20 protein-coding genes are annotated in these 21,324 nt (G+C 69.5%); 12 read left to right on the forward strand and 8 right to left on the reverse strand.

Annotated elements, in window-relative coordinates; all coding sequences use genetic code 11:
* Positions 1-70: 70 nt before the first annotated feature.
* The 3 genes from tap to ACZ5TL_RS31430 all read left to right on the forward strand — a co-directional run bounded on the left by tap (position 71) and on the right by ACZ5TL_RS31430 (position 3,711).
* On the forward strand, positions 71-2,311 hold the full coding sequence (gene tap / locus ACZ5TL_RS31420; RefSeq protein WP_468594068.1) for a telomere-associated protein Tap: 2,241 nt from the start codon (positions 71-73) through the stop codon (positions 2,309-2,311).
* 12 nt (positions 2,312-2,323) lie between these two features.
* Positions 2,324-2,881 carry a telomere-protecting terminal protein Tpg gene (gene tpg, locus ACZ5TL_RS31425; protein WP_468594070.1) on the forward strand — a complete coding sequence of 186 codons (558 nt, stop codon included), beginning with the start codon at positions 2,324-2,326 and terminating at the stop codon, positions 2,879-2,881.
* Positions 2,882-3,012: 131 nt separating this feature from the next.
* Entirely contained in the window at positions 3,013-3,711 is a 699-nt protein-coding gene (locus ACZ5TL_RS31430) for a TIGR02391 family protein (protein ID WP_468594071.1), read from the forward strand.
* Here ACZ5TL_RS31430 and ACZ5TL_RS31435 read toward each other — a convergent pair.
* The gene (locus ACZ5TL_RS31435) at positions 3,708-5,087 is read right to left on the reverse strand and encodes a hypothetical protein (protein ID WP_468594072.1); all 1,380 of its coding nucleotides are present in this window, start codon (positions 5,085-5,087) and stop codon (positions 3,708-3,710) included. The two genes, ACZ5TL_RS31430 and ACZ5TL_RS31435, sit on opposite strands and share 4 nt — an antisense overlap.
* A gap of 16 nt (positions 5,088-5,103) precedes the next feature.
* Positions 5,104-5,532: a DUF6233 domain-containing protein gene (locus tag ACZ5TL_RS31440; RefSeq protein ID WP_468594073.1), complete on the reverse strand. Its 429-nt coding sequence runs from the start codon at positions 5,530-5,532 to the stop codon at positions 5,104-5,106.
* A 320-nt stretch (positions 5,533-5,852) separates the two neighbouring features.
* On the opposite strand from ACZ5TL_RS31440, the gene ACZ5TL_RS31445 reads away from it, so the two are divergent.
* From ACZ5TL_RS31445 to ACZ5TL_RS31460, 4 genes are all read left to right on the forward strand, one after another.
* The gene (locus tag ACZ5TL_RS31445; RefSeq protein ID WP_468594074.1) at positions 5,853-6,890 is read left to right on the forward strand and encodes a tyrosine-type recombinase/integrase; all 1,038 of its coding nucleotides are present in this window, start codon (positions 5,853-5,855) and stop codon (positions 6,888-6,890) included.
* Positions 6,891-7,104: 214 nt separating this feature from the next.
* Positions 7,105-9,375: a tyrosine-type recombinase/integrase gene (locus tag ACZ5TL_RS31450; RefSeq protein ID WP_468594075.1), complete on the forward strand. Its 2,271-nt coding sequence runs from the start codon at positions 7,105-7,107 to the stop codon at positions 9,373-9,375.
* On the forward strand, positions 9,372-9,893 hold the full coding sequence (locus tag ACZ5TL_RS31455) for a hypothetical protein (protein ID WP_468594076.1): 522 nt from the start codon (positions 9,372-9,374) through the stop codon (positions 9,891-9,893). Before ACZ5TL_RS31450 ends, ACZ5TL_RS31455 begins: the two co-directional genes overlap by 4 nt.
* 628 nt (positions 9,894-10,521) lie before the next feature.
* On the forward strand, positions 10,522-11,412 hold the full coding sequence (locus tag ACZ5TL_RS31460; RefSeq protein WP_468594078.1) for a cutinase family protein: 891 nt from the start codon (positions 10,522-10,524) through the stop codon (positions 11,410-11,412).
* Positions 11,413-11,532: 120 nt separating this feature from the next.
* Here the strand turns inward: ACZ5TL_RS31460 and ACZ5TL_RS31465 are convergent, their stop codons facing one another.
* The 3 genes from ACZ5TL_RS31465 to ACZ5TL_RS31475 form a co-directional block, all read right to left on the reverse strand.
* Complete coding sequence (locus ACZ5TL_RS31465) at positions 11,533-12,258, reverse strand: glutaminyl-peptide cyclotransferase (RefSeq protein ID WP_468594080.1); 726 nt, start codon at positions 12,256-12,258, stop codon at positions 11,533-11,535.
* 689 nt (positions 12,259-12,947) lie between these two features.
* Positions 12,948-13,310 carry a nucleic acid-binding protein gene (locus tag ACZ5TL_RS31470; RefSeq protein ID WP_468594081.1) on the reverse strand — a complete coding sequence of 121 codons (363 nt, stop codon included), beginning with the start codon at positions 13,308-13,310 and terminating at the stop codon, positions 12,948-12,950.
* An 85-nt stretch (positions 13,311-13,395) separates the two neighbouring features.
* Positions 13,396-13,704, reverse strand: coding sequence for a DUF6300 family protein (locus tag ACZ5TL_RS31475; protein WP_468594082.1), 309 nt, complete (start codon positions 13,702-13,704; stop codon positions 13,396-13,398).
* Positions 13,705-13,834: 130 nt separating this feature from the next.
* On the opposite strand from ACZ5TL_RS31475, the gene tpg (ACZ5TL_RS31480) reads away from it, so the two are divergent.
* The 5 genes from tpg (ACZ5TL_RS31480) to ACZ5TL_RS31500 all read left to right on the forward strand — a co-directional run bounded on the left by tpg (ACZ5TL_RS31480) (position 13,835) and on the right by ACZ5TL_RS31500 (position 17,065).
* The gene (tpg, locus tag ACZ5TL_RS31480) at positions 13,835-14,425 is read left to right on the forward strand and encodes a telomere-protecting terminal protein Tpg (RefSeq protein ID WP_468594084.1); all 591 of its coding nucleotides are present in this window, start codon (positions 13,835-13,837) and stop codon (positions 14,423-14,425) included.
* A gap of 103 nt (positions 14,426-14,528) precedes the next feature.
* Entirely contained in the window at positions 14,529-15,290 is a 762-nt protein-coding gene (locus ACZ5TL_RS31485) for a hypothetical protein (protein ID WP_468594085.1), read from the forward strand.
* A gap of 747 nt (positions 15,291-16,037) precedes the next feature.
* Positions 16,038-16,271 (forward strand): hypothetical protein, encoded by a 234-nt coding sequence (locus tag ACZ5TL_RS31490; RefSeq protein WP_468594087.1) that lies wholly within the window; start codon positions 16,038-16,040, stop codon positions 16,269-16,271.
* Positions 16,271-16,531 (forward strand): hypothetical protein, encoded by a 261-nt coding sequence (locus ACZ5TL_RS31495; RefSeq protein ID WP_468594089.1) that lies wholly within the window; start codon positions 16,271-16,273, stop codon positions 16,529-16,531. Before ACZ5TL_RS31490 ends, ACZ5TL_RS31495 begins: the two co-directional genes overlap by 1 nt.
* A gap of 18 nt (positions 16,532-16,549) precedes the next feature.
* Positions 16,550-17,065 (forward strand): hypothetical protein, encoded by a 516-nt coding sequence (locus ACZ5TL_RS31500; protein ID WP_468594090.1) that lies wholly within the window; start codon positions 16,550-16,552, stop codon positions 17,063-17,065.
* 1,174 nt (positions 17,066-18,239) lie between these two features.
* Here the strand turns inward: ACZ5TL_RS31500 and ACZ5TL_RS31505 are convergent.
* From ACZ5TL_RS31505 to ACZ5TL_RS31515, 3 genes are all read right to left on the reverse strand, one after another.
* Complete coding sequence (locus ACZ5TL_RS31505; RefSeq protein ID WP_468594091.1) at positions 18,240-18,671, reverse strand: hypothetical protein; 432 nt, start codon at positions 18,669-18,671, stop codon at positions 18,240-18,242.
* Between the two features lie 461 nt (positions 18,672-19,132).
* Complete coding sequence (locus ACZ5TL_RS31510; RefSeq protein WP_468594092.1) at positions 19,133-19,552, reverse strand: helix-turn-helix domain-containing protein; 420 nt, start codon at positions 19,550-19,552, stop codon at positions 19,133-19,135.
* 50 nt (positions 19,553-19,602) lie between these two features.
* Positions 19,603-20,226, reverse strand: coding sequence for a hypothetical protein (locus tag ACZ5TL_RS31515; RefSeq protein ID WP_468594093.1), 624 nt, complete (start codon positions 20,224-20,226; stop codon positions 19,603-19,605).
* Positions 20,227-21,324 lie beyond the last annotated feature (1,098 nt).

A 21,324-nucleotide genomic window follows, 5' to 3' on the forward strand; every position in this document is an offset into this window, starting at 1 on the left:
CGGATGCCGTACGCAATCCGTACGCGAATCGTACGGTTAATGGGGTAGAGTGTCGGTCAGGAGGTGTTCCATGTCCGAGTTGTTCGATGCGGTCGACGCGCTGGTCGCGTCCCGCTCTCCGCTGCCGCCAGCGGAGGAGCGCAAGCGGCTGCGAGTCGCGCACGGCCTGACGCTGGACGAAGTCGCCGCCGCGCTGAAGGTGCGCCGCGCCACCGTGTCCGGCTGGGAGTCGGTCAAGAAGCCGACCGAGCCGCGCGGCCCGGAACGCGAGGCGTACGCGCGGCTGCTGGAGAAGCTCGCCGAGCTCTACCCCGCTCCCTCGGTGACGCAGGAGCCGGCCGCCCCCACGGTGCCGGCGACATTCACCGGCACGCCCGCCCCGGCGGAAGCGCGGACTCTGTCCACAGGGCAGGTGTCCGAGGCTGCGGCCATGACTGCAACCGAGAACACCCAGACCTCCGCCCCTGCTGCCGCTGCACCGGCGGCCGCGCCGCGTCCGGCGCGCACCACCAGGCTGTCATCGACGTCGCGCCATCCGGGCGCGCGGAAGGCGGCCCCGGCCGGTACCCCGGCGGGCGGCACCGACCCGCGGTTCGAGAACGGTCCCCTGGCGATCGTCGACGTCGAGGACGGGAAGGTGCTGGCGTACTGCACCGGCGGCCTGGTCCTGGACGTGCCCGCCAAGAGCATCCCGGCCCTGGTCGACTGGACGCTGCGCGAGGCGAAGCTCGGTCAGCCGAAGCTGTCCGGGCCGGGCAAGGACGCCGACCCGCTGCTCGTGCTCACCGAGGCCGCCCTGGAGCGCTACGGGCTTCCCGTCACGCTCACGGAGGAGGAGCGGCTCGCCGGGCGCCTGCCGGAGGGCCACAAGGTCATCAAGCAGCTCGCGCGCGCGGAGTGGAAGCTGACCAAGCGCGGCTTCGGCCCGTGGGCGCGGATCTACCGGCCCGCGACCGGCTCGGAGCGGGCCTGCGTGCAGCTGTGCATCCCGTCCTGGCACGCGCTGGACACCCGGCACTGGGGCGAGGCCGGGCAGCTTCCGCCGGCCGAACTCGCCCGCGTCCTGGGCGTGTACGCCTCGAGGGTGATGACGCCGCGCGGCTCCACCGCCGTCACCGGCCTGGAGCTGATGACCGCGCTGCACCCGCCGACCCGGGCCTCCGAGCCGGACGCCGACGGCAAGCGGCACTCCGAGCACAACCCCGGCAGCCTGGGGAAGGACCCGGTCGACCCGGCCCCCTGCGAGGCCCCCGACGGCCACCCCGTCCTCAAGGACCTGCCCCGGTTCCACGTGCGTGGCCCGGCGGAGAAGCTGTTCGAGGAGGCGTACGACTGGGCGCGGCCGATGACCGACGCGGAGTGCACCCTGCGGCACCTGGTCGGCATCGACGTCAACATGGCCTTCGCCGCCGGCGCCAACGGCTTGAACGTCGGTCTGGGCGCCCCGACGCACGTCAAGGCCCCTGCGTTCGACCCGAAGCTGCCCGGCTCGTGGCTGGTCGACCTGTCCCACGTCGACCTGTCGAAGGTGAAGGTCGGCAAGGAGTGGGTGGAGCTGGACGGCAGCCTGCTGCCCTCCCCGTTCACGCCGAAGGGCGAGCGCCCGACCGGCCCGGCCTGGTACGCGACGCCCACCGTCGCCTACGCCCAGGAGCTCGGCTACGAGGTGCGCCCGATCGAGGCGTGGGTCCGGTACGAGAACGGCCGCTACCTGGACGGCTGGTACAACCGGCTGCGCGACGCCTACCTCGCCACGATGGCCGACCTCGGCGTCGACGCCGACCTCGCCCCGGCCGACTTCCTCGCCGCGATGGACGGCTACAAGAGCCGCGACCCGGAGCTGGCGATCGTCGTCTCCGCGATCAAGGCCACGGTGAAGGGCGGTCTGGGCAAGCTGCGCGAGCGCCCGCGCGGGGAGGGCTGGCGGCCGGGCGAGCCGTGGCGCGCACTGTCCCGGCCGACGTGGCGGCCGGACATCCGCGCGGCGGTCATCTCCCGCACCCGGATCAACCTGCACCGCAAGATCGTCAAGCACGCGGCGTTCACCGGGCAGTACCCGGTCGCGATCCTGTCCGACTGCGTCGTCTACGCCTCGAACGGGCCGAGCCCGCTGGACTTCCTGCCCTACCGGGAGGGCAAGGCGCTGCCCGGCGGCTTCAAGCTCGGCATCAACCCCGGCCTGGTGAAGCACGAGGGCACCCAGGATGTCCTGTGGGGTGAGGAAGTCCGGGAGCGGTTCAACGCGCCGGAGCTCAACCTCGCCCGGTACATCAAGGACGGCACCGTCACCGACGTCGACAACGGAGAGTAGGAGTAGGCCACGATGAGCCTGTTCGGGGACGGCTTGGAAGCCGCGGTGCAGAAGGCGTTCACGCGCCCGGCGCCCAAGAGCGCGGGCGCGCAGATGCGGTACCTGGTCAAGCAGCTCAAGACCACCAAGGCGGTCGCCCAAATGCTGCGCATCTCCCAGCGCACCGTCGAACGGTACGTGAAGGACCAGATCAAAAAGCCGCGCCCCGACCTCGCCGCGCGCCTGGAGCGCGAGGTGAAGGCCCGGTGGCAGCCGCAGATCCGGGCCAAGGCCCGGCAGCAGGCGGCGACCACCGGCGGCATCGTCATCGACACCCGCGCCCGGCTCGGCTACACCGCGCCGATCGGGTCGACGGACCAGGACCGCATCCGGCACCTGACCGTCGCCCTGCCGCCCCGCTACGCCGCCCGTCTCTTCGAGGCCCAGGAGGCCGGAGCCAGCGACCAGCAGCTGCGGGAGATCACGGCCGAAGGGCTCAAGGAGGTGTACTTCCAGGACAACGGCCGCCGCGCCGGCCAGCTGGAGGAGGTCCGCTTCACGGACATCGAGCACCTCGAGTTCGACCTGTAGATCGCCCCGCAGTCAGGGCCCGAACCGCCTTCTGGGTTCGGGCCTTGGCTGCTGCTCCTGGCTTTGCCGAGCCGGTGAGACAGGGGTTGTCAGACCCCGCTCCTAGGATGCGGCCCGTGGATCGAGACTGGATGCGACAGCAGCTTGAGGCGTTTGGCGACCTGGCCCTGCGCTACGAACGCAGTACGAGGCCGGGCGACTACGTGGGTGATCCGGCGCTGTATGAGCAGCTGCACCGCGCAGAGCCCACGGTCAAGCAGATCCTGCGGCTCCTGGACCCGCAGCTTGCCGAAAAGATCAACCTCGATCAGATGGCGGGCGAAGCCATGGCCCGCCATGAGGTTCACCGGGGCCTGGGCATTCTGGCCGACATGGACGAATGGGCCGCCCGTCTCGTACCAGATGCACCCACTCTGCCCGCCGACCAGTTCCACCCCTGGGTGTGGGAGCCGGCCGCCCCACTGTGGGGCGCAGAGGCCCGGCAGGACGCCGTCCTGGCTGCTGCCCGCACCGTGAACCGCCGTCTCCAGCAGAAGCTGGGGCGCCACGACATCGGCGAGACGGACTTGTGCATGCAGGCCTTCGACATGAAGGACCCCGTCGCAGGGAAACCGCGCCTGCGGTTCGACGGCGACCGCAACACACCTACGTGGCGCGCCCGCCAGGAAGGCGCCAAGTACCTCGCGGCCGGCGCCTTCCTCGCCCTGCGGAACGTCGCCGCTCACGAGGATGAGGTGACCTGGACCGAACAGGAGGCGTTGGAGCACCTGGCGACCTTGAGCGTCCTCGCCCGCTGGATCGAGCAGTGCGCTGTGGAGCGCGCTGCCTAGACCCAGATCTCGTGCTCGTTGCGGTAGTGAGGCCACGGCCGCCCGGCCTGCCGTGCGGCGAGGACGTGTTTGATGCCCGCGACCCAGGAGCCCGGTTGCAGTAGCTCCATCAGATAGCGGTCCAGCTCGGATCGGCGCATCTGCAGCGTCCATCCCGGCGTCATCGTCAGACCGCCAGGAAGGGCCACGGACCGCAGCTGTTCCTGCTGGTGGATCTCCATGATGACCTCGCCCTGCTGGAGGTCCGCATTGCCCGGCGGGCGGACCCAGCGCGCGTCCAGGCCGGCGGCCTGTAGCAGGCGGGTCAGTACGGGACCGGAGGTCTCCACGGTCGCCACGGCGTAGTCGCCGATCAGCCGGGCGCAGGCCACCGGATGCAGCGGGTAGTTCGCCCAGGGCACCCGCAGCGGGTCGCGGGCCGTGCTGTCCAGGCTGGTGGCGTTGATGTTGTAGTCCTCCCGGCCGGCCGCGATCCCTGCCCGTTGCAGGGCGCTGTCGGCGGCGTGCTGAAGACGCTCGTTGAACTGCTTGGAGGACATGCCTTGCTGGACGCATCCGTACTGGTCGACGACGAACAGGGCCCGGCTGCCGGGCACCGGCGTGGCGTAGATGCCGTCGGTTGCGGCCCGCTCCAGGGCGTCGCGCAGCACGTCCAGGTGTGTGCGCAGCGGCAGGTCCAGGTCGTAAAGGAGTTCCGAGGCGTTGTCCCCGGGCAACGGACCGCCGTCCAGCACCGCCGCGCGGGCCTGGTTGATCCGCCGTAGCTGCACGCTCCTGCTGTTCTTCGGGTTGGTCTTGATCTCTTCCGTGCGGGGCGGGTTCACACCGTCCCATACGGTGATGTCGCCGATGCGCAGGCAGTTGGTTAGGTCGTGCAGGAGTGCGAAAGCGCCGTCCTCCTTGCAGGCCCTCTCGAGGTGTTCGAGTTCTGCCGGCAGGCCCGCTTTGCCGTACATCGGGCCGGGCGACTGGTTGCGGCACAGGGCGAGGATGAACGGGCGGTGGAAGCCGAAGACGCGCCAGGCCAGCGCGTCACCGACCGAGCGCAGCTGGCGGGCCAGCCGCTCGCACACGTCGTGCTCGAATCGCCAGGTCGCGATGTCGGAGAGGTCGCGACCTGACTGGGGCTCCGGGGCCTCCGGGGGCGGCTGCTTGCCTTTGCGCATCCGGGTGGCGGCACGCTTGAACTCCCAGCGGTGCTTCTCCACGTCCAGCAGGCGGGTGAGCAGGGCACGTTGGAATTCGACTCCGGCCTCCACCGTCTCGCAGTCGCGGAGCTGTTGGATGAGCTGGACAAGCACCGGCTGCATCGCCTGATGGCGTGGGTGCATCACCATGTCGTCGGGGCTGTACGAGTCGGCGTGGAACAAGCTCATCCTGCAAGTGTGGCGATCACTTCGTTCCCCTGCTGTCGTTTTCCGAGCTGCCGAAGCCATGTTCGAACCCCTTGAGTACGGGGTCGAGTTCCGCTGCCGCGCTGCACAGGGAGCACAGTCTGGTGCCGGGATGCTCGGCTGCGTCCAGCGCCTGGTCCAGGGTCAGCAGCGGTGTCCCGGCGGGTGCTTCCTCGCAGTCGACGGCGTGGATGATGCCCGGGCCGGGACCGCGGCCGCCGTCCAGCTTCTGCAGGACCCAGCCCGAGGGCCGGCGCTCCCCGAGGATCTGCTGCTCCGTCGACGGCGGCGGCAGCCGGGTCGTGGGGACGTCGTCGTAGGAGACGCCGGGCACGGGCTTCACGTGGTCGGGGGCTTGCACCCACACCACGTACCAGGCGGGCTCCACGGCTCCGGAAGGCGTGTTCTGCCAGGCCGGGACGGCCACCTTGTACAGCCAGGCGCCCGGGACCTGCTGGCGCTCCTGGAGGCGGCCGGTGACCTCCTGTTCTCTGGGGCGAGAGACGGTGTGGTGTGACGTCGTACGGGAGGGGCTCGTTGATCGCCTGAGACTCGTTCTCGGGGAGTGTGGCTCTGTGGCGGGTTGTTGTATCGGCCGTCACATCAATGGAGTTGCGCATGCGGGCGTTCCCTGTGGATCTGCCTTCGGGTACGAGGTACTGGACCGTTCTCGACGACGAGTTCCTGGTGGTTCCTGTTGCTGATCAGTGGCTGCGGTTTCTTCGCTTCGGACGGAGCCGGGCGGAATTGACGACGCGGTCCTACGCCGGTGGAGCGGCGTTCTACTTCCGCTGGTGCCAGGCGACCGGGCGGGAGTGGCCGGAGGCGGCCCGGGACATGGGGCTGTTCATGGTGTGGCTGCGCTACACGCCGTCGCGCCTGGATGACGAGCCGGGACCGGTGATCTGTGGCCCGGGTATGCGGCCGGTGCGGGGTGAGCGTCGGGTCAACGGCGTGCTCGCCGCTGTGCGGGGGCTGTTGTCGTACGCAGTGTCGGTGGATGCGGCGCCCCGGTCGGTGCTGGGGCAGATCTACGAGCTCGCGGACAGCCGGGACCTTCCGGAGGAGGCCAAGGGCGAGGACACCGGCCTGTCTTACCGGCTGCGGGCACGGCATCGGCTGCAGGAGCCGCAGGCGGATGTCGACCGGGCCTCGGACGAAGAACTCGTGGCGATGTTCCTTGCCTGCCGCAGCGCCCGTGATCGGCTGATCGTGCTGTTGCACGCCCGGGTGGGGCTGCGCCGCGGACAGGTCGCCGGCCTGCGACGCAGTGACTGCCACCTGTTGCCCGACTCCCGCCACCTGGGCTGCGACTACGAGAGTGCACACGTGCATGTCCAGCGGCGGAGCAACACGAACCGGGCCTGGTCGAAGTCGAAGAAGGAGTGGATCCAGCCCTTGGACTTCCTCGTGGTCCAGGGCTTCGACCAGTACCTGGACGAGCGGTACGCGATCCTCGGGGCGGGCGGCAGCGACTTCCTGCTGGTGAACCTGTTCCGCGAGCCGCTGGGGGCGCCGATGCCGCCGGAGGCGATGGGCGAGCTGTTCGAGCGGCTGGGGCAGCGGGCGAAGCTGTCGCGGAAGGTGCCCCCGCACATGGCCCGGCGCGCGTTCGGCAGCAACGTTGCAGACGCGGGCGGGTCGTGGGACGAGGTGCAGATGCTCCTGGGCCAGTCCCATCCGTCATCCGCCGTGCCGTACCTGATCCCGAACCGCGACCGGCTGCGTGAAGCCATCCAGCGGGTGCCGTCCCCGCGCGCCATGAGCGGGCGAGGGGAGCAGTGATGGGCCTGGCGCTGGCCGCCCCCGTGCAGGTGGAGGATGCCCGCACCCGGCAGATCATCGATGCCCTGGACCCCGAGTTCCTCCAACTCGTGCGGTGGGACTGGGACCTGCGGGTGATCTTCTACCCGAAGAGCCACCCGGTGCTGGGCATGCCGGACTGCGTCGTGAACGGCTGCGTGCGCGGCGCCCGGTTCGGCCGGCCTCTGTGCATGGGATGCGAGGCCATCTGGAAGGAGTCGGGGGGAGCATCGAGGACTTCACCAAGGTCGCCAAGGGCCGCATGCTCGGCGTGCGCCAGCAGCCATGCAGGGTGCCCGAGTGCCAACGCCCGTGGAAGTCATCGAGCGTGGCGCTGTGCGAGGCGCACCACCGCCAGCGGGTGGACACGCTCAAGCTGCCGCTGGAGGAGTTCGTGCGCCACCCGGCCGTCAAGCCCCGCAAGAGCCTGGGCGAGTGCGAGGTCGAGGTCTGCTACCGGCAACGCCAGTACGCGCGGGCGCGCTACTGCCAGGCCCACCACCTGCGGTGGAAGGCCGCCAGGCGGCGCGGGGAGACGGCGGATGAGGAGGCGTGGCGGCGCAGTGAGTCGGCGGTCAACGCGGACCGGGAAGTCAACCTGCGGGGATTGCCGGAGAGGGTGGTCGCGGAGATCCTCTACGGTCTGCAGGCCCGCACGGTGGCGGGCTCCAAGACCTGGGATCACTTCCTGCGTCCGTTGTGCGACCGGCTGCGTGCCGATGGCGCACCGAGTCTGGAAGTGTTCGCCGATCCGGCGAAGTTCGAGACGCTCGCCCACACCAAGGCGGTGCGCAGCGTGGTACGGACAATGCTGGTCTGGCTGACCCGGCTGGGGGCGACCCCGGAGTCGGAACGCCGAAAGGACGTCTGGGACCTGCATATCTTCACCGGCCACGGCGGCACCCTGGACTTCACCGGCATCTCGCAATCCCGCCTGCGGGAGGCGGTGAAGATCTGGGCCTATGACGATCTGCCGCGCCGGCGGGGCGCCCGGCCCCATACCGCCGTGCAGCCGTACGTCACGGCCATGACCAGGCTGTCGGAGAGCCTGCGGCTGCAGCGCGAAGACGGCGGCGACAACCCGGCCGTGCTGCACCGCGGCGACATCGTCGCCTTCTGCAACCGGCTGGCCTTCCTGGCCGAGAACGGCACCATCAGCGCCCGCACCCGCAGCCACATCGTGCGCGACGTGGCACTCGTCCTCACCCGGATCCGCACCCTGGGCCTGACCCACCCGGGCCAGGTGATGGAAGGACTGCCCCCGGACTTTCGGCTGCAACGGGAGGACACCCCGGACGAACCAGAGGACACGGAGGCCGGCAAGGACCTCCCCGATGCGGTGATGCGCCAGCTGTGCGACAACCTCGATGCGCTGGAGCAGACGGCCGGTCGCGAAGTACGGGTGGGCACCGAGCTGCTGATGGACACAGGCCGCCGCCCGGAAGAGATCCGCGAGCTGCCCCTGGACTGCCTGGCGCAGGACCCGGACGGCTCGCCCGTTCTGGTCTACGACAACTTCAAGACCTACCGCCTGGGGCGCCGGCTGCCGATCGGCAAGGCCACCGCGGCGGTCATCACCGGCCAGCAAGAGCGCGTCCGCACGCTGTTCCCGCACACCCCGGTCAGCGAGCTGAAGCTGCTGCCGGCGACGAAGAAGAACCCACGCGGCACCAAGGCGATCTACTCCATCTCGGAAGGCCACCGCACCTGGGTCGACTCCCTGCCCGACTTCCTGGTCCCCATCACCGTGGAAGAAGGAGGAGAGCCGGTCACGCGCCTGCTGCCGTTCGACAAGACCCGGATCTTCCCCTACGCCTACCGGCACACCTACGCCCAGCGTCACGCGGATGCCAGCGTGGCCCCGGATGTGCTCAAAGAACTGATGGACCATACGGACCTCAAGGTCACGCAGAACTACTACCGGGTCAGCCAGGAGCGGCGCCGTGAGGCCGTGGACCGGGTGGTCGCCCTGCAGTTCGACCGCCACGGCAACCGGGTCTGGCGCAAGGCCCAGTCGCTGCTGGACTCCGAACACGTCAGGCGCGCGATCGGCGAGGTCAGCGTCCCGTACGGCGTGTGCCAGGAGCCGTCGAACGTCGCGGCCGGCGGCCAGAGCTGCCCCATCCGGTTCCGCTGCGTGGGCTGCGACCACTTCCGCACCGACGTCTCCTACCTCCCCGACCTTCAGGCATACCTCGCCGACCTCCTGCGCAGCCGAGAGCGGCTGATGTCCGCCTTCGACGCGGACGACTGGGCACGCAGCGAGGCCACGCCCTCGGACGAGGAAATCCGCCGGGTGCGGCGTCTGATCGCCCGGGTCAAGGCCGACCTCGGCGACCTCAGCGTCGAAGAACAGGCACAGATCGAGGAAGCCGTCGCCGTGGTCCGCCGCGGCCGCACCGTGCTACTCGGCATGCCCCGTATCGGCCAGCCCCTGCCCGACGTCCGCCCCCGGAGGCCAGCATGAGCACGATGCACCAGGGCCGCCAGGACGGCACCGACCGCCGACGCCAGCGGGTGACCAACGCCCTCAAGGCTGCCGCCCAGAACGGCTCACCCATCAGCGTCTCCGGCATCGCCCGACAGGCCGGGGTGGACCGCACCTTCCTCTACCGTCACCGGGACCTGCTCACCCTGGTCCACGCCGCCGAACTCGAACCCGCCGATCAGGACCCGGCGGGCGCCACCCCGGTCAGCCGCGCCTCGCTCCAGGCCGACCTCGCCAACGCCCAAGCCCGCAACACCCGCCTGGTCACGCGCATCCAGCAACTAGAGAAGCGCCTGTCCGAGGCACTGGGAGAGCAGGTCTGGCGCGAGTCCGGCCTGGGTGCCCCCGCCGACATCGACGCACTCCAACACAAGATCACCCGCCTGGAACAGCACAACGTCGACCTGGCGGCGTCCTTGGAAGAGCGAGAGGCCGAGCTGGCAGCCGCCCGAGAAGCCAACCGCCAACTGACCCGAGCCCTCAACCAGCGCGAATGAACAGGCCCAGAGGAATTGTGGCCGCATTGACCGAACGTGACCGGCTCCGCTGATGGTCACCGGATTACTTGCTCAAACCGTTGTCCCCATCTGGGCTAACACCGAAAGACGCCTCCATGTGGTGCACGTAGCGTAATCGATTGATGACTCTGCGTGCCACTCTCCAGGAGGGTCGACTGTGCACCAGAAACCGCTAAAGAAACCAACACGCCCTCGAATAGGGCCAGCTCGCCGAATAGCCCTGGCGACCGTCAGTAGCTTGGCCGCGGGCTCCATCGTCCTCTCGTCGGGCTACTCAGCCGTCGCCCAACCGACGCCTACCCCTTCGGACACACACACCACCCCGGAGCCCACGCCCTCCGACACTCACACGACCGAGCCGCCGCCGGTCGAGCCGCCAGCTCCGGTCCCGCCGCCGGTCGAGCCTCCGGCTCCGGTTCAGCCCCCGGTCGAGCCTCCGGCTCCGGTTCAGCCCCCGGCCGAGCCTCCGGCTCCGGTTCAGCCCCCGGCTCCGGCCGAGGGAGTCTGTACCCACACGATCACGAGCGGGGACACGCTGTGGGACATCGCCGACAGGTACTTGGGTGATCCCACCAGGTGGACTGAGATCTACGATGCCAATCAGGCAGTGATCGATGCAGCCGCGCGGGAGCACCCCGGACCGCCCGTGATCGGGACGAGTAACCTCGGCCATTGGATCTTCCCGGGTACTGTCCTCACGATCCCTGGAGGCGCGTGTGCTCCGCCAACGACACCGGCAACAACAGACGTCCTGACTGACTGCACCAAGCCACTCGTCATCGGCGTGCGAGGCTCCGGCGAGGATGCAGATCCCGCCCGAGGAGGCTACTCCGCGATTACCTCGGAGCAGAACCTTGGCGCGTATGCAGGCGCCGTCGCGGAGAACCTGAGGCCCAGCGGCGCGCTGGTATACGGGCTGGACTACCCGGCAGCAAGGGTGGAAGAGCTCACGGCCAGCGTCACTGTGGAAGCAGCCATCCAGATCGGGCTTGGTCTAGCGACGCGGACAGGAACGGCTCTGGAGCGTGCCGAGGAGGAACTCGCGGATGTCGGAGTTCCGTTGCCGCGCAGCGTCACAGATGGCGCTAACCAACTCCAAGCGGTCATCCTCGATCGGATCGACCGCTGCTCCGATCACCCCGATCACAAGATAGTGCTAGCCGGGTATTCCCAAGGAGCTTGGGTCATCCGTCTAGCGCTGCAAGCTCTAAAGCAGCAGCCCGGCGGCCGTTGGCCTGAGATCCAGAGCCGAATCAGCGGCATCGGGTTGGTGGCGGACCCCTACAACCGCTTCTTCCACCCTGCGATGCCCGAGGAACTCGAAGCCCGAACCCGTCGCGTGTGCCTCCCCGGAGACCCTGTGTGCAACAACCCCGTCGAGAACTACCCCAGTCCTCGGTGCGAACCGCTCACGATTCTCTGCCCGCACATTCGGTACGTCACGGAAGGGGCCCCCATCCAGGAAGTGGCCGACTTTCTGCGAGAGAGACTCAGCTAGCCCCCAGGGGAAGAGCCCCCGTTCCGCTGCGGAACGGGGGCTCTTCCCCTGGGGCATGCCCTCGCACTGCACTGCAGCAGGACAACTTCTCACAAAGTTAAGAGAGACGGCCGAGCCGCCTTATCGTTCGGCAGGCTGTGGGCGGACGCGGTAAACGTGCGGCCAGTGCTTCCCGGTGATGAGCAAGTCGTGTGTGGAAGGGTCCACGGCGATGCCGTTCACGTTGCCGGGACGCCGGGCAGCGGGTGGAAGATCTGGGAGGGCACCGATGTGCAGGGTCGCCTTTACGCGCCCTGTGCCGGGATCGATACGGGCAATGTCATCGGTGGGCCAGATATTGGCCCACACGTCCGTGCCGGTGCACTCAAGCTCGTTCAGCCCGCTTACGGGCCCGTTACCGTCGTGGACCGTGATCCGGCCCAGCAGCTCAAAGGACTGCGGGTTGCGGAGCGACAGGGTTGCGCTGCCGTCACTCATCATGAGCCGGCCCCGTGCTCGATCGTGGCACAGGCCCCAGCCCTCGCCGTCGTAAGTCGCCCGGCGCAGCTCGGCCAGGGTCCGACCGTCCCGGAACACGGCCGTATGCTCACGCCACGTCAGCTGCCACAGACCGCCGTCGACTAGGGCCAGTCCTTCGCCGAACCATGAGGCGGGCAGCGCCACGCGTCGGCTCACCCGGCCCGAGGACAGATCTGCCTTCTGTACCCAGGACTGTCGGTACATTCCGGAGCTCTCGTACAGCGAGCCGGCCAGAACTTCCAGGCCCTCGGTGAAGGCGCTGGCGTCATGCGGCAGTACCTGAATAACCTTCGCTTCCAGTTCCAGTGGATCGGCAGGCACTGCCATACGGCCAGCCGGGGTCACACCGGTCAGCCCAGAGAACACGATGAGGCATGCACTGACCGTCAGCCCCCGCAGGACTGACCGTCGCGATCCAACGAGGGGCAACAGAAGCCTCCAGGGCAGAACGACAGGGCGACTCCCAGGGGAGGAAACGGGCCATCCGGCCATCGTTAGCCAAATCTACTTTGGGAGCGCGAAGAAGGCCGCCCGACATCCGTGCGGCCGGCGCCTGCCCGACGTCGACCGTCCCGGCGCCCAGAAGCCGTACGTCACGAGTGCGCTCCAGAGCGAGGTCCATCGCCTTGCCGGACACCCACATCGGGCCCAGCCGCAGCTGGCCGGCTCGGACACCCGCTTCATCTTCAGGGGCTCGGCGTCCAGATGGAAGAACTGTTCCAGTTCGCCGGGCGACGGCTCAGTGGACCCACACCGGCAGCACCTTCGAGCGCGGCCTTCTGCTCCGGCTGATCGGACAAGGGCCCCGGCGGCTCCAGCGCCGCCGGGGCTTCACCTGAATTGGCGCTACCGCCACACCTGTTGCACCTGCTAGCGTCGGCGAAACCGGCGCTGAGCTGCATGAAGCCCCAAGGGGTGGCCTCGCGCCACAGCCGCTCCCCAAGAGAACTCCTGGCCGTCGGGGAGAAGCACCGTAATCGGCGGCGGGTCCGGCTCGGGTGGCGTGTCCGCCACGGCTACGCCGCCTCCTGGCCCTCGCCGTCCTCGCGTTCGAGGGCGTGCTTGAGCTGGGAGCGGGCATCGAGCCGTTCGGGCCCGGCGACCTCGCTCCAGAAGGCGTGCGTGAGGATCACCCCAGTGAGGTCGCGTTCCTTCTCCCGCAGCGTGGCGACCTCCTGCTGCTCCTGCTCCGACCAGCCCGGCGAGTCCGGGTAGGCGCGGGAGGTGGCAAGCCAGTAGCCCTCGGGCCGCTGCCAGGCCTCCATCGGTTCGACGGAGTACGGCAGCCGCTTGTACAGGGCAGTGAGGTCGGCCCGCACCTGGTTGAGTTCCTGCTGCGCTGCGATGAGGTCGCCGGGGAAGTCGTACGTTGTCGCCACGGCCCCAACAGTAGTTCGACGCGGCGGCCGCGCTGCCTGTACGACGCGGCGGCACTACGCGCCGGCAGCTTCTGCCGATGACCGCTCAGGGCTGGTCGGGCGGGGTGTCCTGCAAGTACCAGCCGTGGGCGGCCATGCACTCCTTCGTCCACTCCATCAGCAGGTGTGAGCCCTCCTTGACGCGGCTCAGGTCATGACCGCCGTCGTTGGCGAACCACTGGACGAGAAGGCCGGCCGCCGGGCGGTCCACGTCGCCGGTGTCACACACCGGGCACAGCTCCAGGTGGATCGGCCGCCCGTGTTCGTCGTCCTGCGGCGCCACCCCGCTCATGATGAGGTCGCCTCGGTAACGTGAACACTGCGGCAGCCGGTCAGAGAACTCCAGCAACGCCATGGCCAGCCCCCTTGCTCTGGACGTGGCCCTCCACCCAAGACCCGCTGATCTACGCCGTCAACCCCTCCCGCAACGGTGGGACATCCGACCACGGAATCTGTCCACAGGCGATCCGTGATCCCTAGGGGGCATGAGCGAACACGAGCAGCAGCAGCCGGCCCCACGCCGCGGCAAGGTGCTGGAGGCCCTCACGCGGGCGGAGCGGAAGGTCTTCACCCGGCCCGCGCCGAAATCCGCGAAGGCTCAGGTGAAATTCCTCCTCACGCGGGCGAAGGGGTCGACCAAGGCCCTGGCGGAGCGCCTGGGCGTCTCGCGCCGGACGGTGGAGCGCTACCGCGCCGGGACACTGAAGACCCCGCAGAAGCGTCTCCAGGCGGCCCTGGTGGAGGAGACCGAATCCGAGTGGCAACCGCAGGTCAGGGCACAGGTACGCGAACAGGCTTCCACGTCCAGCGGGATGATGGTGGAGGTGACGGCGTACTTCGGATTCACGTGCTCGGGCAGCTCGGACGACGGTCGCATCCGCACCATCACCACCCCTATCTCGCCCACCTACGTGAAGCAGATCCTGGAGCTCCAGGAGGCCGGAGCGACGGAGGAGGATCTGCATCCGGTCGTCGCTGAGGCCATCACCGAGTCGTATTTCACGGAATGGGGCACCCGGGCCGATGGCCTGCGCGCGGATTTCACGCACGTCCAGTCCATAGATTTTCAGTTCTGACACGGCCGAATTCAGGGCCTGCTATAAACCATATTCGGCGGGCCGTCGTACAGCGCTCTGGCGGCGGCCCGCTCCGAATCCGCACACGAATACGAGGCCGATGATGACCACGCCCTGGCCGCCCCGGCGCACTGCGCGCCGCCCGCTCGCCCCGCGCGTCGCCGCGCCCCGGGAGCCGGTCGACCCCGCCCGCATCGGCCGCCGCGTCGTACGGCGCCGGGCGAAGGGGATGGACGCCGACGCCATCGCGGCGGCCCTCGAGGACGCCCGGTTCGACGCCCGGCAGGACTCCAGGCACGAGGACCTGGCGGACGACGTCCGCGGCCCGGCGGAGCTCGCGGAGTGGGAGCGCATCGCGCAGCTGCTCGCCGACGCGGCGCCTGGCACCGTCTACGACCCCGACGCCGACGACGTCGTCCAGGCCGAGCTCGCCGCCGACGCCGCGGCCGCCGCCGCCCGGGAAGCCGAGCTCCACGAGGCCGCGCGGATCGCGGCCCGTGCCGATGAGCTCCAGGCGCTGCGCGAGCTCGGCACATTGGAGCAGACCGAGCCCCGCGACGGGGACGAAGCCGTACGCGACGAACTCACCCGCCGTGCGGGCGGGTACGTCCAGGCCGACGTCGACGCCTGGCTCGCCCACGCCCTCGCCGCACACCTCGGGCACTATCGCGACCCGGCCGCCCGCGAGGCCGCCGCCGGCCTTCTCACCCCGCCGGTCCTCGCGCACGCCGCGTTGCTCGCCCAACTCGCCCGCCTGGTCCCCGGCGTCGACGTCGACCAGCTGGCGTTCGCGGCCCGGCTCGCCACTACCGAACCCGAAGCCACAGGTGACCTCGCCGTGTTCCTCGCCCGCGCCCGGTCGTAGCGCAGTAATCGCACGGCCCGCTCAGGCACGCGTCGGCACTCACGCTCCGCTGTCCCCCAGACCTCCAGCGTCTGGGGCACAGACCTGTGAGGGACCTGGGATGCTGGGGCCGGAAATACCCCGGAACGCCTTTGATGTCTGGGAGGTTGGAGGGGTGTTTCTCCAGGCAGAGGAAGTCTGGGAACGGACGCTCCCGTGATCACCGAGGGTGACTGTCACGCTGTCACGCTCGCCGGTGTCACGCACCCCGATCCGGTTGTCACGTTGGGGTGTCACGCTGGCGGTTCGGCCCGAAATCACGGGCCCGACCCCCGGATTCGGGCCACCTTGCCGATCAGCGTGACAGCCCTCTCAGAGCGACTACGGACCGCATCCGGATTCGATCCCTTGCCCGCCTGAACAGTCCGGCCGATCTGTGTCATCCACCCCCTGTTTTCCCAGGTGGACACGCTCATCTGTGTCACTGTTCAGCTGATCTGTGTCATCACCAGCGGGCGGACCCAGGACCCAGCAACCGCCCCGGAACCTGGGTCCCTGGGTCCCGAGACCGGTGTTTTCCCTGGTGTCCGCGGAACGCGCCGGAAGCTGGGTCCCTGGGTCCCTGGGTCCCTGGGTCCCTGGGTCCCTGGGTCCCTGGGTCCCTGGGGCCCGCCTCCTCGTACGAGCCGGTTCGTCCAGAGTGGTCCCCAGTGCCGGGGGCGGCCGATACCGTTGAGGGAGACGCCAGTTCTGCCCCTGGAGCCCTCGATGAGCGATCAGCCGGCCCCCGCCGACCAAGCCCGGCAGCAGCTGGAGCCCGCGGCCGCCGACGGGTTGCGCGCGTACGCGGCCAAGACCCGCGAGAACGCCGACCAGCTCGCCGCCGTCCTGGAGGACATCGCCACCAACGGCCTGCCGTCGGTGGAGGACTGCACGCCGTGGGAGGAGCTGCGCGAGGCTCACCTCGCCCGGCTCGCCTCGCAGCGCCCGGCCGTCGCCTGATGGCCCCGCGCCGCGCCCGGATCGCCTTCTCCGACTCCGCCGCCAAGCAGTTGGAGCAGATCACCAGCGAGGCGGACATCCACGCCCTGGACCGCGCCATGGTCGTCATCTCCGTCGACCCGGACGTTGGCGAACCGATCCCCAGCAACACCGCCGGCCCCGCACTGCGCCAGTACGCCGACGAAGTCGAGCAGGTGCGCGTCCTGTACTTCGTCACCGCGCTGCGCACCGTCGTGGTCGTCGCCTACATCGAGGTCTAGCCGCCGAAGGAGCCCAAGGTGCCGTCCGACATCACGCAGCTGACCGCCGGCCGCCAGCTCACCGGACTCCGCCAGGTCCTCGATTGTTCCGCCACGCCGACCACGCTCCGGCAGGGCCCCGCCGCCGCGCCCGGAGAACCGCCGGACTGGCTCGCACTCCTGTGCCCCGCCCACTCAGAGGCCCTGCCCGGGTGGCCGGGCACCGCCTCCGACACCGACGGGCTGCGCCTGTCCTGCGGATCCGTCCTGGACTACCGGGCGGCCGAGCAACTGCTCCAGTCACACGCCGACCTGTGGCTGACGCCCCTGACAGGGGTGGATCCGAAGACACACGCCGGTGACTGGCCCGAGGTCCTGGATCAGGCCGACCGCGTACTGCGCGCCCGCCTGGGCGAAGACTCCGCCGACGGAGACGAGACGCTGCACAGCCTCGCGATGATGCTCGGGATGGCCTGCCGGAACGCAGCCGAGGGCGACCTGTACCAGGCGACCGTTCCCCTGGCCTACTGCGAGACCCTCGCCCAGCGCCTGTAGCCGCGGCCGCGCCGCACGTCCGGTCCGGCCTTGCACCCATCAGCCGGCTGCCGCCTCCGGGCTGTGGCCGGTGCTGCGCCACCGGCTCCCACCGGGCCCGGCCCGAGGACGGCCGTTGCACCCCAATGTAGGTAGGTACTTGCAGTGCCTACCTGCGGGTTGTTCTTCCTTCCCCCTGAGGGCAGAGCTCGGTCCGGGGAAAGCCTGGTGGGGGCGCGCGGACGGCACCCGCGCCTGCGTGGGGGCGCTCCGCGCGGGGCTCCACCTCCGGTCCCAGGAGTCGCTGTGTGGCGCTGTGAGCGCCTCTGGCGGTCTTGATCGTCACTTTGGGTCTTGGAGGGGCTCAGAACGCGGCAGACGGCCGCACAGGGTCGGGAAGGATCATGACGGCTGAACGCTGGCAGGTTGTGGTCACCGGCTGGGGGCGGCGGCGAGTCCGGCCCTCGAGGACGCTGTACGCCGTTGTGAGCGTCTCTGAGCCCCTTGATCGCCGCTCGGGAGTCCGGAGGGCTTCAGAACGCCGCAGACGGCCACACAGGGGCCGGGAAGGATCATGCGGGCTGGGCACCGGCGGTTGTCGTCACAGGCGCGGGTGGGGAGATGCTCGTTCCCGCTGCGAGCTCTGCTCTCAGGGGGAAGGAAGAACAACCCGCAGGTAGGCACTACAAGTACCTACCTACATTGGGGTGCAACGCCGGTGTCTATCGACCCGGCCCTCGAGGGGCGTCAGCGCTCCCCGTGAAGTCCGCCGTTGCTGCAACCGACTGCACGTTGCAGTGCCTTGCACCCTTCCCGGCCTGCACCGTGCAGCGTCCGTTGCGCAACCGGCTGCTGCTCCTGGTGGTGAAGGGTGCAACGCCGGTTGCTGCTCGGGGTCGGGTGCTGTGGCGCAGTAATCGCAGGACCCGGACGGCACACGGGTGCTGCACGGGCAGCACGCTCGCCCAGCCGGAGCAGCAGCTGCTCGCTGCACAACCTCGCTGCAGGCAGTCGGGCGCCCGCTGCTCCAGAGCCATCAGCAGGGCTGCGGACCATCCCGGCATCTGCATGACATCGCAGATCTGCGATGTTCCGGCGAGATCGATGCACAGCTGCTGCATGCAGGGCCCCGAGCAGTCGTCGGTTCTGCTGCTCGCTCGGGCTGCAGCGGTCGGCCGCTGCAGCCCGAGCCTGGCTACACGTTCGCGCCTGCTGCCGCCAGTGCACTGTCGGGCCGGCCGCTGCCACGCGAGCACGCCCTCAGCGCGCAGTCGAAGAACACGTCGACGTCGACGCTGGAGTCCCGGCGGGTGACCTCGTACAGCGCCTTCGTCGCCTCGAAGGCGGCCACTACGGGAAGGGTTAGTTCCTGGTGCGCGTCGGTCTCCACGTCCAGGTGGTGGGCGAAGCCGAAGTGGTGGGCTCGGTTCTGTTCCGCGGTCACCACCCGCTGGTGGGCTCTGCGGGCCGCCTCGAACCACCGCACCGCGTCGTCCGTGCCCAGCGTGTTCACAACGATGGCGAAGAACGGGATCACCTGCTCCGCGCTGGGGGGCCAGCTGTCGGTGGGCGAGCCGAAGCGGTTGCCCATCTCCTGGGCGAGGTGGAGGCCGAAGTTGTGGGTCACGCTCCACTCGTACCGCGACGGCCGGCGGTCGGGCGGGCGGCGCGCGGCACGGCCTTCCGGGAACGCTCGTGCGGGCTGTCCTGCCTGCTGCTTTCCCCTGGAGGGGAACGATGTACGCGCCTCTTGGCGGACCGCCGGCTCGTGTTCTGGAGAACCAGAACAAGACGGTTCCCCTGGTGATACCGAAATTCGGGCTGAGCTCCGTCTGACCAGCACCTTTCCCCTGGAGGGGAACGGTGTATGCCCAGCGTCCCGCTCACGGCAGTGCGTGTTCTGGAGAACTAGAACATGTCGGTTCCCCTGGTGATACCGACACCCTGGGCGGCAGCGCGGCGACCTGCGGTTTCCCCTAGCGGGACCGATGCACCGTCTGGAAGCCCTGAGTGTCATCCCCTGGGCATGCGAACGGCGCCGCACCTTGGGGTGCGACGCCGTGGCGCGGGGAGGACCTGAGGGGCTGCTCAGGCGCTTTGCGCGAGGTTGGCGACCTGGGCGGCGAAGCGGGTCCGGCGCTGCTCGGTGAAGTCCTCTGCGGGCGTCGTGTTGATCTCGGGGACGGCCATCGCGGTGCCGGCGACCCGGCCGCCGGTGAGGATGGGGTGGAGCTGGTAGCAGCCGCGGCGCAGGAGCCAGGCGAGGCCGGCCTCCCGCAGCTCCTTGAAGCCGCGGTTCACCGCGGGCTTCCCGGCTCCGAGCTCTGCGGCCATCTCGGCTTGGCTGATGCCGACGGCGCCGCTGTCCGGGTCCTGGAGGGCCAGGAGCACGTCGAGCACGCGGCGGGCGGTCAGAGAGATGTCCACGAGGGCGAGCATTCGCAGAGCGTCGCGGGTGAGCGTGATCGGCTCGTTGGACGGGGGGCCAGGTGCGTAAGTGGTGCTCACGAGGGCCTCCTGGTCGTTGTCGTCTGGCTCTGAGGATATGCCCGCGCGTGTCACGCGCTCGCCTTCCGGGCGGGCGGGCGACGGCGCGACAGCGTCACGACCTTCTCGCGGCGGCGGGCGGCCTCGGCTTCCTTCTTCGCCTTCGCCCGCTCCGCGCGCCACTCGGCGGGGTAGTCCGGGGCCGGGATGATGCAGGCCGGGCCCTCGGCGGCGTTCCACTCCTTCTGCCACTGCTCCTGCTCGGCGGAGGTGCCGGCCACCGTGAGCCACGGGTTCAGCTGGAGCACGCCGGGCTTCGCAGTCCGCATCCAGCCGATGTGGTGGAAGAACTGCGCGGGCTCGCTCACCGAGGCCGCGGACAGGCTGCAGAGCTTCTGGAGGTCGCGCTGGTTGATCCGGATGTACCCGCGCGGCGCCTTCGTCCGGTCCACGCCGTGGTACGCCGGGTCCTGGGCAGCCACGAGCTTGCACCACACCTGGAACCAACTGCCCGGCATCTTCAGGCTGCCCAGGACGTCCATCAGCAGCCGGGCGTCCAGGACGTAGCCCTTCACCTCCGCGCTGACCGCGAACTCGCGGCCCTGGATCTTCTCGACACTGACGACCATGCCGCCCTTGCCGTCGGACCGCGCAACAACGCGCTGGCCGGGCCGAACGACCGGCAGCTGCTCCATCAAAGCCTCCAGGAAGATCATCAAGCGTGGGCCGAACGGTATCACTAGGGGAACCGTCTTGTTTCAGAGGGGTAGAACACGCGCTGCCTCCAGCGGGCCGCTGCACCGCTTCGACACGCCCGGAGTTTGTTCTAGATCTCCAGAACAAACCGACCCCCCTTTGTTCTGGAGATCTAGAACACGCCGTTTGGCGTTTGCCCAGGTCAGCGCGTTTTGGAGCCGCAGGCACTCTTAGGTGTCTGTAAGACACCCTCCGGGCCTGTAGGGCGGGCGCCAGCCCCGGCTTCCCAGGGCTGGCAGCGGCGGAAAGCTGGGCGTGTCGGGCCACGCTCGTGCCCGTTCCGGGGCTGGGGCGTGGTGGCTGAGGCGGCTTCGCGTGCGGCTCAGCAGCTCGGGTGCGGACCGTAGGTGGCATCAGCGGCTCTGAGTCTCGGGTAGTACCGGCCGTGACGATCAAAAGCGCGGAGGCGCGGCCGGTACCGGTGGGCGGTTCCGCCGCCCGGCCCGGGGGCCGTTCGGCTTCGGTACCTCCGAACGCCGGGATTTCGACTTCCCGATTTCCGGGGGTACTGTTCTGTGGCTCAGGTCCGAGCCTTCCCAATTCGTGATTCCTCACCTAAGTGGTGGGCTAAATACCGGAGCTGATGCAGTCTCAAAATCCGCGCACGGCGGGGGTGGTTGGGGGGTGTCCCGTGTTTCCGCCAACGGTACATGCTGCATCAACCTGATGCACGTGCTACGCTGAAACCCGACACGAACGAGCGACCCCCTCCCTCATAGCCAGCCCGGCCCGCGCCAGCGGGCCCCCAACGGTTCTGGAGGCGCAGCCGGAAGGACCGTCAGGCGGGGAGCGCAGCGGACCCGCCCGGAGTCCGCAGGACTCCCCAACTCCCTCGACTGGAGGCCCCACTAGCCGCACGTGACACCCCGTCAACCCGGCGGCCGCGCATCGCGCGCCGCGCCGGTCGCGCAGCGGCCGGCCCCACCGGGATCCCGGAGCGCAGCGGAGGGATCGCCCGTGCTCCGCACGGGCAGCGGGAGCGCAGCGACCGCCCCCCTTGCACATCGCGCAGCGATGTGGTACCCGCTCCGCGGGAG

The organism is Streptomyces sp. NPDC033136, assembly GCF_055578235.1.